A 12,682-nucleotide genomic window follows, 5' to 3' on the forward strand; every position below is an offset into this window, starting at 1 on the left:
ACCTGATGCCGCCCTTCTTGCTATCATCGTCACTATTTTCTGACTAATTTTCGGAGGCGGTACGATGGCAAACACATGGCAAGCAGGACGGCGCATTGGACTGGGACTGACCTTGGCGGCGGCTATGCTGGCATTGTCTGCTCAAGCCCAGGCTCAGGAAGAGAAGGTCCTGAACATCTACAACTGGTCGGACTATATCGGCGACGATACGATCAAGAATTTTGAGAAGGAAACGGGCATCAAGGTACGCTATGATGTTTTCGATAACAACGAAATCCTCAATGCGAAATTGGTGGCGGGCAAGTCCGGCTACGACATCGTCGTGCCGACGGCCCAGTGGGCGCGCCTGCAGATCGACGCGGGCCTGCTGCGCAAGCTCGACAAGAGCAAGCTGACGAACCTGGGCAACCTCGACCCCCACCTGCAGGCCAAGCTGTCGAAGATCGACCCGAACAACGATTACCTGGTCGACTGGCTGTGGGGCTACACGACGGTCGGCATCAACGTCAACAAGGTCAAGGCGGCGCTGGGCGGCATGGCCATGCCCGACAACGCCTGGGACCTGGTATTCGACCCGAAGTACGCGGCCAAGCTGAAATCGTGCGGCGTGTCCTTCCTCGACTCGCCGTCCGAAGTGCTGCCGGCCGCCCTGCAATACCTGGGCAAGCCTGCGTACTCGAAAGCGGCCGCCGACTACCAGGAAGCGGGCAAGGTGCTGCAAGCGATCCGTCCCTACGTGACCTTGTTCAGCTCGTCCGGCTACATCAACGACATGGCCAACGGTTCCGTCTGCGTCGCGCTGGGCTGGTCGGGCGACATCAATATCGCGCGCCAGCGCGCCATCGATGCGAAAAACGGCAATGTGATCCAGGTGCTGGTGCCGAAGACGGCCGCCCTGATGTTCGACACCATGGCCATCCCCGCCGACGCGCCCCATCCGAACAATGCGCACCTGTTCATCAACTACATCCTGCGCCCGCAAGTACATGCCAGCCTGAGCAACAAGGTGTTCTACGCGAACCCGAACCCGGCCAGCATCAAGTACGTGCGCAAGGATATCGGCGAGAACAAGGCCATCTTCCTGTCGGACGCCGACAAGCAGCGCATGGCCGCGCCGGAAGCGACCACGGCCGACATCCGCCGCCTGATGACGCGCATCTATACGAAGTTCAAGACGGGAGTTTGAGATACTAGCTCCCTACAAAACGGTAGCGAGCGGCAGGGAGTCGTGATCGAGAAGCGGAACTGTGCTCTGCACGGGGCCGCCGAGGCAGTGAGCATCGCAGATTGCAAATCGCGACGCGCAGTAAGTTTTGTCGGGAGATACAAGGATGGCGCGAGGGACGGGCCGGTAGGCCGTCGCTGGCGCCATGCGATAGTGCCGAAGTGAGCGCTACTCGTGGTAGCGGTCCATCAGCTTATGGTGGCTGCCGCGCATTTCTTCGACCAGTTCAAAGGCGACGAAGCCGATGATGGCGGCGAAGATGGCGATGAAGAGAAAAACGAGGAAGGTGATTAACATGGTCTTTCAGCCGCCGTTGGACGGCCGTCCGCTGGGTTGCTCAATGTGCCGGAGCGGTGCTCGGGCACGTAGTTGATGCAATTAAACTCTAGCAGATCGGCAGCGCTTTACAAGGCTGCCGAGTTGTAATTCCTACCAGTATTTGTCCCAGCGCACTGTTTGCGCATTTTCCTTATTTCACCACCAGATCATGCGCCATCACGGCCTTCAGATAGACGCTGACGGGGTCGCCTGGCTCGCGCTGGGAGAACCACCACGCGCTGGCCTTGCGCATTTCCCATTCCTGTTCGTCGCCCGTCAGCAGCAGGGCGGCGGCCTGGCCCAGCGTGGGCTGGTGGCCGACGATGAGCACGCTTTCCTTGCCGCCGGGCCAGTTGGCCGCCTTCAGGATGTCTTCCGCCTCGGCGCCGGGCGCCAGTTCGGGCATCAGCTTGAACTTGCGCCCCAGCGCCTCGGCCGTCTGCAAGGTGCGCAGGGCGGGGCTGACGAGGATGCGGCAATTTTCCGGCAATTGCGAAGCCAGCCACTCACCCATGCGGCGTGCCTGTTTCTGCCCTTTGACTGTCAGTGCGCGTTCCAGGTCGGGGATGCCCGGCTCGGCTTCTGCGTGTCGCCACAAGATGAGGTCCATGTTGTACTCCTCTGTGTTGAAAGTCGAAAGCTGTCTATTCGCCGACCTCCGCGCCCGGCGTGCCCAGTGTGTGCATCAGGTATTGCTGGGCGCTGAACGGACTTTGCTTGCCGCGCGGCTTGCGGCGCGCGTAGTGGCCCGTCGGCTCCAGTTCCCATGCATTTGTATTATCCTTCAAATACGGATTGAGGCCCTCGGCGATCACGCGCCGCTTCAGCGCCCGGTCCAGCACGGGGAAGGCCACCTCCACCCTGCGGAACAGGTTGCGGCTCATCCAGTCGGCGCTGGCCAGGTAGACATCGTGCGCCAGGTCGTTGCGGAAATAATAAATGCGGCTGTGCTCGAGGAAGCGGCCGATCACGGAGCGCACCTTGATGTTTTCCGACAGGCCCGGCACGCCCGGCTTCAGGGTGCAGGCGCCGCGCACGATCAGGTCGATCTTCACGCCGTCGGTCGAGGCCGCATACAGGGCGCGGATCACGGATTCATCGACCAGCGCGTTGACTTTCACGATGATGCGCCCGCGCCGGCCCGAACGGGCGATCTTCGCCTCGTTGCGGATGGCCTTGATGATCTCGCTTTGCAGGCCGAACGGCGCCAGCCATAGATGGTTCAGATTGTGCGGCTTGGTCAGGCTGGTCAGGTGGATGAACACTTCGTTCACTTCCACGGCCAGGTCCTGGTTGGCCGTCAGCAAGCCAAAATCCGTGTACAGCTTGGTGGTCGTGGGGTGATAGTTGCCGGTGCCCAAGTGGGCGTAGAAGCGCAGCGCGCCTTCTTCGCGGCGGATGACGAGCGCCACCTTCGCGTGGGTTTTCAGGCCCACCACGCCGTACACGACTTGCGCGCCAGCCTGTTCCAGCTTGTCGGCCCAGTTGATATTGGCTTCTTCGTCGAAACGCGCCATCAATTCCACGATGACCGTCACTTCCTTGCCCATCTTCGCCGCCGTGATGAGCGACTCCATCAGGTCCGAATTCATGCCGGTGCGGTAGATCGTCTGCTTGATGGCCACGACGGACGGGTCGTAGGCGGCGCTGCGGATGAAGTCGATGACCGTCTGGAACGACTGATAGGGATGGTGCAGCAGGATGTCGTGCTTGTTCAGGGCGGCAAAGATGTCGTTGCCGATGGCTTTATGGGCCAGGCCGGGGAAGAAGGGCGGGAAGCGCAGTTCGGGCTGCTTGACGTGGTCGATCATTTCCGACAGGCGCACCAGGTTCACGGGGCCGTTGACGCGGTAGAGGCGGCTTTGATCCAGATTAAACTGGTCGAGCAGGAACTGTGACAATTCAGGTGGACAATTGCGCGCCACTTCCAGGCGCACCGAGGTGCCGAACTGGCGGCCCACGAGTTCGCCCTTCAGGGCCTGGCGCAGATTCTTGACTTCATCCTCGTCCACCCACAGGTCGCTGTCGCGCGTGACGCGGAATTGCGAATACGCAATGACTTCGCGCCCGGCGAACAGGTCCGAGATGTGCGCATGGATGACGGAAGACAACAAACAAAAGGACACGCCGTCACCGGATATGTCGTCTGGCAACTTGATGACACGCGGCAAGACGCGGGGCGCCTTGACGATGGCGATGGCCGTGCCGCGCCCGAAGGCATCCTTGCCGCTCAGCGAAACGATGAAATTTAGGCTTTTATTCACCACTTGCGGGAACGGGTGGGCCGGGTCCAGGCCGATCGGGGTCAGCAGGGGGCGCACTTCGCGGTCGAAATACTGCTTGACCCAGGCGCGTTGCGCCTCGTTGCGGTCGCTGTCGCGCAGCAAATGCACGCCCGCTTCACGCAGGGCCGGCAAGACTTCGCTGTTTAATATCTCATACTGGCGTTCGACCAGCGCATGGCATTCCTTGCCGATGCGTTCCAGGTTGGCCGCCAGGGCAGGGTGGCCGGCCAGCGAACCGCCGATGCTGCCGGCCGCCAGCAGGCTGGCCACGCGCACCTCGAAGAACTCATCCATATTGCTGCTGACGATGCACAGGTAGCGCAGGCGCTCGAGCAGGGGAATGCCTGGGTCTTCCGCCTGCGCCATCACGCGCCGGTTGAAAGTCAGTTGCGACAGCTCGCGGTCAAGCAGGATGCCCGATTTGGTCACTTCCGTGTGCAGTTCAGGTTTCATATTCTTTTGTCTTTGCAGATAGTTAATTCTAGCCGTATTTCTCATTGTATGACGCGCTGTGAGTGTAATCATGAAATATGACGTAAGCGTGACATCGGCTGTCATATAACACTGTTCCGGATGTCATTTTTCCCGTCGAAAAGAGCTGTTTCCCGGGCGTAGGCAAATATTTCAGGATTTTTTCAGCATGTCATAAAGCTGTCATATTCGCTTGCTAGACTGCGCAGCATTCAACCGGGACTTTGAGCCCTAACAACCCTGAGGACTTGATATGCAAATGAAGCAAATGTTCAAATTTATCGTCGTGGGTGCTTCGGCAGCGATGGCATTTTCTTCCGCTTCCGTCATGGCGGCAGATATGACAGGTGCTGGTGCAACCTTCCCGTACCCGATCTACGCCAAATGGGCTGAGACGTACAAAGCCAACACGGGCAACGGCCTGAACTACCAGTCCGTCGGTTCCGGCGCCGGCATCAAGCAAATCAAGGCCAAGACTGTTGAATTCGGCGCTTCGGACATGCCTTTGAAGGCGGAAGAGCTGGAAGAAGCTGGCCTGATGCAGTTCCCGGCCATCATGGGCGGCGTCGTCACCATCGTCAACCTGGACGGCGTGACCCCGGGCCAGCTGAAAATGACGGGCAAGGTCGTTGGCGACATCTACCTGGGCAAGATCACCAAATGGAGCGCGCCTGAGATCGCCGCCCTGAACAGCGGCGTCAAGCTGCCGGACACGGAAATCACCGTGGTGCACCGCGCCGACGGTTCGGGCACATCGTTCCTGTTCACCGACTTCCTGTCGAAAACCAACCCGGAATTCAAATCGAAGATCGGCGCCGGTTCGGCCGTGAAATGGGCCGTGGGCGTGGGCGGCAAGGGTAACGAAGGCGTCGCCGCCAACGTACAGCGTATCAAGGGTTCGATCGGCTACGTCGAGTGGGCTTACGCCAAGAAAAACAAGATGTCGCACACCCAGCTGCAAAACAAGGACGGCAATTTCCTGCAGCCTGACGACGAAAACTTCAAGGCAGCCGCCGCTTCGGCACCCTGGACGCAAACCCCAGGCTTCGGCGTGGTCCTGACCGACCAGGCTGGCAAGAACAGCTGGCCTATCACCGGCGTGTCGTTCATCCTGATGCACAAAGTCCAGGCTGACGCAGCCAAGGCAAAAGAAGTCCTGAAATTCTTCGACTGGGCCTACAAGAGCGGCGGCCCTGCTGCCGTTGAACTGGACTACGTGCCGATGCCGGCATCGGTCGTGAAACTGGTGCAGGAATCGTGGAAAGCCAATCTGAAAGATGCTTCCGGCAAGTCGATCTACTAATAAACCTACTGCGCGGCGCTATTTGCGGCCAGCGATGCTCACTGTGCTAAAGCACAGCTCCGCTTCTCAGTCACAACTAGTTGCCGCTCGCTACGGTTTATTCAAGCAAGAATGTCCTTGCCCCGCCAGCAGCACGGCGGGGCAGGGAGTTAGCCAGGACCGCCCGCAAGCCCTTGCAGGCGGTCCTGGCTAAGAAGCAACAATAAAACAAGAGTTAACAACAACAGCAGCAGCTGCAAACAGTAGTACCGGCAGTACCACCCACATCTGGCACAATATGAGCGCACAATCTACCTCCTCCACGATCCCCATGCCAGGCGGCACCATGACCGATTCCATCAGTCACGCGCAAATGCTTTCCACCATGCGCAAGCAGCGCATCCAGGATTTCCTGTTCCACAAGGTGACGATGCTGTTCGCCCTGTCGGTGCTGATCGTCCTGGTCGGTATCATCATTTCGCTGATCATGGAGTCGATCCCGGCCTTCAAGACCTTCGGCCTGCATTTCATCGTGTCGGCCGAGTGGGATCCCGTCAATGACCAGTACGGCGCCCTGATCCCCATCATCGGCACCCTGGTGACGTCGGTGATCGCCCTGCTGATCGCCTTTCCCGTCAGCTTCGGCATTGCCTTGTTCCTCACGGAAATTTGCCCGGCCTGGCTGCGCCGCCCGCTGGGCACGGCTGTCGAGCTGCTGGCCGGCGTGCCATCGATCATCTACGGCATCTGGGGCCTGTTTGTCTTCGCGCCCCTGTTTGCCGACCACGTCCAGCCCGTCCTGAAAGCCACGCTGGGCAACGTGCCCTTCATCGGCCCCCTGTTCAGCGGCCCCATGATGGGCATCGGCTTGCTGACGGCCGGCCTGGTGCTGGCCATCATGATCATCCCCTTCATCGCTTCCGTGATGCGCGACGTGTTCGAGATCGTTCCCGCCGTGCTGAAGGAATCGGCTTACGGCCTGGGCTGCACGCGCTGGGAAGTGGTGCGCAAGATTGTCTTGCCATACACCAAGACTGGCGTCGTCGGCGGCGTCATGCTGGGCCTGGGCCGCGCGCTGGGCGAGACCATGGCCGTGACCTTCGTCATCGGCAACGCGAATAAACTGTCGTGGTCGCTGTTTGCCGCCGGTAACAGCATCACCTCGCTGCTGGCCAACGAATTTGGCGAAGCGCAATCGTCGCTGCACGTATCGTCGCTGTTCTCGCTGGCGCTGATCCTGTTCGTCATCACCTTTATCGTCTTATCCGCCGCCAAGCTGATGCTGGCCGGCATGTCCCGCAAGGAAGGCACGAAATGAGCCAACTCAGCCAAGTCAGCACCGAAGCCCCGGCCAAGCCGGCCATGAATCCCGTCTACCGCAAGCGCCTGCTGATGCACCGCGTCGGCATCGCCCTGTCGGTGGCCGCCATGGCCCTGGGCCTGGCCGTGCTCGTGTGGATTTTGTTCACGCTGGTGATCAAGGGCTTCGGCGCCCTGTCCGTCGACCTGTTCACGCAAACGACGCCGGCGCCCGGCAGCGAAGGCGGCGGCCTGATCAATGCCATCGTCGGCAGCGCCCTGATGGTGGGCCTGGCGACGCTGGTCAGCACGCCGATCGGCATCCTGGCCGGCATCTACCTGGCCGAATACGGCGAAGAAAACAAGCTGGCGCAAGTGACGCGCTTCGTGACGGACATCATGCTGTCGGCGCCATCGATCGTCATCGGCCTGTTCGTGTATGCGCTGTACGTGGCCCACGTCAAACACTTTTCCGGTTACGCCGGCGCCATCGCCCTGTCCCTGATCGCCGTGCCGGTGGTGGTGCGCACGACGGACAATATGCTGCGCCTGGTGCCGAACAGCCTGCTGGAGGCCGCGTTTGCCCTCGGCGCGCCGCGCTGGAAGGTCGCTACCCTGGTGCGCTTGCGCGCCGTCAAGGCCGGCGTCATCACGGGCGTGCTGCTGGCCCTGGCCCGCATCGCCGGCGAAACGGCGCCGCTGCTGTTCACGGCCCTGAATAACCAGTTCCAAAGTTTTAACATGAATGCGCCGATGGCCAACTTGCCGTCCGTCATCGCCTCGTTCGCCATGAGCCCGTACGACAACTGGCGCTCGCTGGCCTGGGGCGGCGCACTGCTGATCACCTTCAGCGTGCTGGCCTTGAATATCCTGTCGCGCACCGTGTTCAGCCAAAAAGTCCCTAATTAAACAGATACCGAGCGAAGCGAACCCATATGAATACGCAAATGAATCCAGCCCAAGACCTGGCGCCAAAGAAAAAAACCATCGAGATTTCGGGCCTGAACTTTTTTTACGGCAAAACGCAAAGCTTGCATAACGTCAACCTGGACATCCACGAGAAGAAGGTTACCGCCTTCATCGGGCCGTCCGGTTGCGGTAAATCAACCCTGCTGCGCACCCTGAACCGCATGTATGACCTGTATCCTGGCCAGCGCGCGGAAGGTTCCATCCTGTACCGCGGCCGCAACGTGCTCGACGCCGACCAGGACGTCAACATGCTGCGCGCCAAGGTCGGCATGGTGTTCCAGAAGCCGACGCCGTTCCCCATGTCCGTCTACGACAACATCGCCTTCGGCGTGCGCCTGTATGAAGACCTGTCGAAAGGCGAGATGGACGAGCGCGTCGAGTGGGCCCTGAAAAAGGCCGCGCTGTGGGGCGAAGTCAAGGACAAGCTGTCCAAGAGCGGCCTGTCGCTGTCGGGCGGCCAGCAGCAGCGCCTGTGCATCGCGCGCGGCGTGGCCGTGAAGCCGGACGTGCTGCTGCTCGATGAGCCGACCTCGGCGCTGGACCCCATCTCGACGTCGAAGGTGGAAGAGCTGATCAGCGAACTGAAGCAGGATTACACGATCGCCATCGTGACGCACAACATGCAGCAGGCGGCGCGCTGCTCCGATTACACTGCCTATATGTACCTGGGCGAACTGGTGGAATTCGGCGAAACGGACCAGATCTTCATGAATCCGGCTCGCAAGGAAACGCAGGATTACATCACGGGCCGCTTCGGCTGATCCATCCCGCATGGCAACATACAAGACAACTGAATACGGAGAGACAGCATGTTAGGCGAACATTCATCCAAGCAATACGACAACGAACTCGAAGCGATCCGCTCGAAAGTGCTCCTGATGGGCGGCATCGTTGAAACCCAGTTCCTCGACGCGATGACGTGCTTTCGCATCGGCAATGCCGAGCGTGCCGACCGCGTGATGCGCGAAGACGACGTCGTCAACCAGCTGGAAGTGTCGCTCGACGACGCCTGCAGCCACCTGATCGTGCGCCGCCAGCCGGCCGCCAACGATTTGCGCACCATCATGGCCACCATCAAGGTGATTACCGACCTTGAGCGCGTAGGCGACGAGGCGACGAAAATCGCCCGCGTGGCGAAGAATCTGCACAAGCGCGGCAACGGCGTCGTCAACCATTACGAAATGGTGCGCGGCATCGCCAACACGGCCACCGACATGCTGCATGACGCGCTCGACGCGTTTGCCCGCAACGATGGCAAGCTGGCCTTACAATTAATTGCACAAGATGCCATCATCGACCACGAGTTTCGGTCTATCATGCGCAACTTGATCACCTTTATGATGGAAGACCCGCGCACGATTTCGGCGGCGCTCGATACCCTGTGGGTGGCCAAGGCCATCGAACGGATCGGCGACCATGCAAAAAACATCGCCGAATACGTGATTTACGTGGTTGAAGGCAAGGACATCCGCCACACCAAGGTGGCTGCTCCCGCCATTTCCGAGGAGCTCCCTGAGTAAGCTTTATGGCATCTGATAAAACCACGGTATTGATTGTTGAAGATGAGCCGGCCATCGTTGAACTGGTGACCTATTCGCTGCGCGAATCGGGCTGGAATTGCTGTTCCGTACAAAACGTCGCCGATGCCTGGGAATTCATCCAGCACCGCACGCCGCATCTGATCCTGCTGGACTGGATGTTGCCGGATCAAACGGGCTTGCGCCTGCTGTCGCGCATCCGCGCCGACCGCAATTTCGCATCGATTCCCGTCATCATGCTCACCGCCAAGAGCATGGAAGAGGACAAGCTGGCCGGCCTGAACAGCGGCGCCGACGACTACGTCACCAAGCCGTTCTCGCCGCGCGAACTGCTGGCCCGGGCCAAGGCCTTGTTGCGACGCAAGAGTCCGGAACACGCGCAGGCGCCCATGCGCGCCGGCAACGTGGCGCTGGACCCCGTCAGCTGCACGGTGATGATGGATGAACAGAAGATCGATATCGGCCACGCCGAATACAAGCTGCTGAAATTCCTGCTGGCCCACCCGGAGCGCGTGTTTTCGCGCAGCCAGCTGCTCGACAAGGTGTGGGGCGACCATGTGGTGATCGAGGAACGCACGGTCGATGTCCACGTATTGCGCTTGCGCAAAGCCTTGAAAGAGGCGGAAAGCCTGATCAAGACCGTGCGCAGCGTCGGCTACATGTTGTCTGAAAAGTAAAGCCTCACTCTATGAATCCGAAATTGCTGTTCTGGGTGCCAGCCGCACTGCGCATGGTGCTGGCGCTGGTGGGCGTGGCGGTGGTGTGGTACCTGTTTGGCGCCATCTATGCGCTGGGCATCGCCTTCGTGCTGATGGCCATGATGGTGTTCGTGCAACTGTCGTATCTGTTTCAGCTGAGTAACTGGCTGGACAACCCGGAAAGCGCCAAGCTGCCCGACGGCTGGGGCGCCTGGACCAGCATTTTCGCGCGCCTGTACCGCATGCGCCGCGATGACGAGAAAAACCAGGCCGAGCTGACGGAATGGCTGGCGCGTTTCCGCCAGGCCATGCATCTGCTGCCGGACGGCGTCGTCATCATGGATGACGTGCTGTTCCTCGAATGGTGCAACCCGGCCGCCGAGAAGCACCTGGGCCTCACGCACGAGCGCGACAAGGGCATGCGCGTCACGAACCTGATCCGCAGCCCCGAGTTCATGGATTACATCATCCTGGGCCGCTACGACCAGCCGCTGACGATCACTTTCCGCAACCGCAAGCTGATCGTGCAGATCATCCCGTTTGAAAACCGCCGCCAGATCCTCGTTACGCACGACGTGACGGAGACGGAACGCATCGAAATGATGCGCCGCGACTTCATCGCCAACGCCTCGCACGAATTGCGCACGCCGCTGACGGTCATCGTCGGCTTCCTGGAAATCGCTTCCACCGAGCTGGACCTGGACGCCGCCACGCGCGCCGCCCATATCAAGCTGATGACGGAGCAGGGCCACCGCATGCAGCACCTGATCGAGGACATGCTGACCCTGTCGCGCCTGGAATCGGTCGACTATCCGCTGCGCCCCGAGCCGGTGGACATCAAAAAGCTCATGCAGCAAGTCTTGCGCGACGCCAAGGGCTTGTCGGCAGGCAAGCATGACATCAAGATGGAATGCAACGGTCCCGACGTGCTGGGCAGCTACGACGAGCTGTACAGCGCCTTCGGCAACCTGGCCTCGAACGCCGTGCGCTACACGCCGGCCGGCGGCACCATCACCCTGCGCTGGCAGGACGGCCCGGCCGGACCGCAATTCATCGCGCAGGATACGGGCATCGGCATCAGCCAGGAGCATATCTCGCGCCTGACGGAACGTTTCTACCGCGTCGACAAGAGCCGTTCGCGCGAAACCCAGGGCACGGGCCTGGGCCTGGCCATCGTCAAGCACGTGCTGCTGCGCCATGGCGGCACGCTGGCCATCCAGTCCGTGGCCGACAAGGGCAGCAGTTTTATCGTCAGCATGCCCAAATCCGTCGTCACGCCGCTGCAGGGCGAATTGCTGGTCAAATAGAGGGAAAGGGGGCGCCTGGCCCCCGGTTTTCCTTGCGGCTGGTGCAATGTTGGCATAAGTCGTTACAATCAGGCCATGACTTTAATCAACGCTTCTTTTCGCCATGCCGGCGCGCAGCAACTGGCCCAGTCGCTGGTGGCCGCGCGCCAGGCCACCTTGTCCCTGTTTGACTGCTATGTCTGTGCCGGACTGGACGTGGTCGAGCGCCTGCCCCACCATCCGCAACTCAATCCGCCGCTGTGGCAACTCGCGCATATCGCCTGGTTTGCCGAGTGGTTCATCCTGCGCGAAGCCCCGTCGAGCCATCCGGCCGACGCCGTGTATAACTCCCTGCTGACGCGCGGCGACGATCTGTTCGACGCCAACATGGTCGAGCAGCGCGCGCGCTGGAAGCTGGACTTGCCCAGCCCGGGCGCCGTGAAGACGTATTGCCACGAAGTGCTGGACCGGGTGCTCGATAAACTCTCGCGTGAGGCCAATGTCGACAGCGCCCTGGCGCCGTACCGGCTGGCGCTGGCGCATGAAGACCTGTGCGGCGAGGAAATGCTGGCCGGCTTGCAATGGCTGGGGCTGGAAGGCCCGGAAACCCTGGCGGCCAGCCTCGCCTTGCCGGCAGGGGCGGGCGAGATTGCCTTTCCTGGCGGCACCATCGAACTCGGCTCGCCGCGCGATGACGGTTTCGCCTTCGACAATGAATCGCCCGCCTACGCCTGCTATGTCGCGCCGTTTTCCATCGATGCCGTGCCCGTGTCGAATGCCCGGTTTGCCGATTTCGTGTCCGATGGCGGCTACCAGAACCGCCAGTTCTGGAGCGCGGCCGGCAGCGCCTGGCTGATGCAGCAGGAGCGCTCGTCGCCCCGCTACTGGCTGCGCGAAGCGACGCAGTGGCGCACCATGCGCTTCGGCCGGCGCACCACCTTGCCGCCGAATGAAGCCGTGCGCCACATTAACTTGTATGAGGCGCAGGCGTATTGCGCCTGGGCCGGGCGGCGCCTGGCGACCGAGGCGGAATGGGAGTATGCTGCGCTGTCCCGCCATCCGCTGTTCCAGTGGGGACAGGTGTGGGAGTGGACGGCGACGCCGTTCGAGCCGTATCCGGGCTTTGCCCCCGCCGCCTGGCGCGAATATTCGGCGCCATATTTCATGCAGTACCAGGTCTTGCGCGGGGCGTCGTTCGCCACGCCGCCGCGCCTGCGTTCAGCGCGCCTGCGTGCCTTCCATGCGCCCGAGCGGGGTGATATCTTTGCCGGCTTGCGCACCTGCGCCTGGTAACAGCGTGAAAAGCAGCAA

General features: G+C 61.0%; 12 protein-coding genes. 9 read left to right on the top strand and 3 right to left on the bottom strand.

All coding sequences use genetic code 11. The features are described from left to right. The first annotated feature begins 124 nt into the window (after window positions 1-124). On the top strand, window positions 125-1,186 hold the full coding sequence (locus tag AC07VI_RS25980) for a polyamine ABC transporter substrate-binding protein (protein WP_226936431.1): 1,062 nt from the start codon (window positions 125-127) through the stop codon (window positions 1,184-1,186). A gap of 207 nt (window positions 1,187-1,393) precedes the next feature. Here AC07VI_RS25980 and AC07VI_RS25985 read toward each other — a convergent pair whose 3' ends face one another. From AC07VI_RS25985 to ppk1, 3 genes are all read right to left on the bottom strand, one after another. Continuing rightward, the gene (locus AC07VI_RS25985; RefSeq protein WP_256267160.1) at window positions 1,394-1,522 is read right to left on the bottom strand and encodes a hypothetical protein; all 129 of its coding nucleotides are present in this window, start codon (window positions 1,520-1,522) and stop codon (window positions 1,394-1,396) included. 172 nt (window positions 1,523-1,694) lie between these two features. Next, window positions 1,695-2,153 carry a phosphohistidine phosphatase SixA gene (gene sixA, locus AC07VI_RS25990; protein WP_086146991.1) on the bottom strand — a complete coding sequence of 153 codons (459 nt, stop codon included), beginning with the start codon at window positions 2,151-2,153 and terminating at the stop codon, window positions 1,695-1,697. Window positions 2,154-2,187: 34 nt separating this feature from the next. Then, a complete protein-coding gene (ppk1, locus tag AC07VI_RS25995; protein WP_086146992.1) occupies window positions 2,188-4,281 on the bottom strand; it encodes a polyphosphate kinase 1 in 2,094 nt (697 codons plus the stop codon). Window positions 4,282-4,552: 271 nt separating this feature from the next. Between ppk1 and pstS the strand changes: the two genes are divergently transcribed. From pstS to senA, 8 genes are all read left to right on the top strand, one after another. Further along, entirely contained in the window at window positions 4,553-5,602 is a 1,050-nt protein-coding gene (pstS, locus tag AC07VI_RS26000) for a phosphate ABC transporter substrate-binding protein PstS (protein ID WP_086146993.1), read from the top strand. 325 nt (window positions 5,603-5,927) lie between these two features. Beyond that, window positions 5,928-6,899 carry a phosphate ABC transporter permease subunit PstC gene (gene pstC, locus AC07VI_RS26005; protein WP_099375594.1) on the top strand — a complete coding sequence of 324 codons (972 nt, stop codon included), beginning with the start codon at window positions 5,928-5,930 and terminating at the stop codon, window positions 6,897-6,899. Further along, entirely contained in the window at window positions 6,896-7,789 is an 894-nt protein-coding gene (gene pstA, locus AC07VI_RS26010; protein ID WP_086146995.1) for a phosphate ABC transporter permease PstA, read from the top strand. Before pstC ends, pstA begins: the two co-directional genes overlap by 4 nt. A 38-nt stretch (window positions 7,790-7,827) precedes the next feature. Further along, window positions 7,828-8,610: a phosphate ABC transporter ATP-binding protein PstB gene (pstB, locus tag AC07VI_RS26015; protein ID WP_010396817.1), complete on the top strand. Its 783-nt coding sequence runs from the start codon at window positions 7,828-7,830 to the stop codon at window positions 8,608-8,610. Between the two features lie 48 nt (window positions 8,611-8,658). Next, on the top strand, window positions 8,659-9,369 hold the full coding sequence (phoU, locus tag AC07VI_RS26020; RefSeq protein ID WP_076570862.1) for a phosphate signaling complex protein PhoU: 711 nt from the start codon (window positions 8,659-8,661) through the stop codon (window positions 9,367-9,369). 5 nt (window positions 9,370-9,374) lie between these two features. Further along, complete coding sequence (locus AC07VI_RS26025; protein ID WP_076570863.1) at window positions 9,375-10,064, top strand: response regulator; 690 nt, start codon at window positions 9,375-9,377, stop codon at window positions 10,062-10,064. Window positions 10,065-10,075: 11 nt separating this feature from the next. Then, window positions 10,076-11,392, top strand: a complete 1,317-nt coding sequence (gene phoR, locus AC07VI_RS26030; RefSeq protein ID WP_086146996.1) for a phosphate regulon sensor histidine kinase PhoR — start codon at window positions 10,076-10,078, stop codon at window positions 11,390-11,392. A gap of 75 nt (window positions 11,393-11,467) precedes the next feature. After that, window positions 11,468-12,664 carry a selenoneine synthase SenA gene (gene senA / locus AC07VI_RS26035; RefSeq protein WP_492993408.1) on the top strand — a complete coding sequence of 399 codons (1,197 nt, stop codon included), beginning with the start codon at window positions 11,468-11,470 and terminating at the stop codon, window positions 12,662-12,664. Window positions 12,665-12,682: the final 18 nt, after the last annotated feature.

It is taken from the genome of Janthinobacterium sp. GW821-FHT03A03, assembly GCF_059421435.1.

Bases quoted from the DNA above. Each gene is read 5' to 3' on its own strand.
- AC07VI_RS25980 (WP_226936431.1), top strand. From the start codon at position 125: ATGCTGGCATTGTCTGCTCAAGCCCAGGCTCAGGAAGAGAAGGTCCTG.
- AC07VI_RS25985 (WP_256267160.1), bottom strand. From the start codon at position 1,522: ATGTTAATCACCTTCCTCGTTTTTCTCTTCATCGCCATCTTCGCCGCC.
- sixA (WP_086146991.1), bottom strand. From the start codon at position 2,153: ATGGACCTCATCTTGTGGCGACACGCAGAAGCCGAGCCGGGCATCCCC.
- ppk1 (WP_086146992.1), bottom strand. From the start codon at position 4,281: ATGAAACCTGAACTGCACACGGAAGTGACCAAATCGGGCATCCTGCTT.
- pstS (WP_086146993.1), top strand. From the start codon at position 4,553: ATGCAAATGAAGCAAATGTTCAAATTTATCGTCGTGGGTGCTTCGGCA.
- pstC (WP_099375594.1), top strand. From the start codon at position 5,928: ATGACCGATTCCATCAGTCACGCGCAAATGCTTTCCACCATGCGCAAG.
- pstA (WP_086146995.1), top strand. From the start codon at position 6,896: ATGAGCCAACTCAGCCAAGTCAGCACCGAAGCCCCGGCCAAGCCGGCC.
- pstB (WP_010396817.1), top strand. From the start codon at position 7,828: ATGAATCCAGCCCAAGACCTGGCGCCAAAGAAAAAAACCATCGAGATT.
- phoU (WP_076570862.1), top strand. From the start codon at position 8,659: ATGTTAGGCGAACATTCATCCAAGCAATACGACAACGAACTCGAAGCG.
- AC07VI_RS26025 (WP_076570863.1), top strand. From the start codon at position 9,375: ATGGCATCTGATAAAACCACGGTATTGATTGTTGAAGATGAGCCGGCC.
- phoR (WP_086146996.1), top strand. From the start codon at position 10,076: ATGAATCCGAAATTGCTGTTCTGGGTGCCAGCCGCACTGCGCATGGTG.
- senA (WP_492993408.1), top strand. From the start codon at position 11,468: ATGACTTTAATCAACGCTTCTTTTCGCCATGCCGGCGCGCAGCAACTG.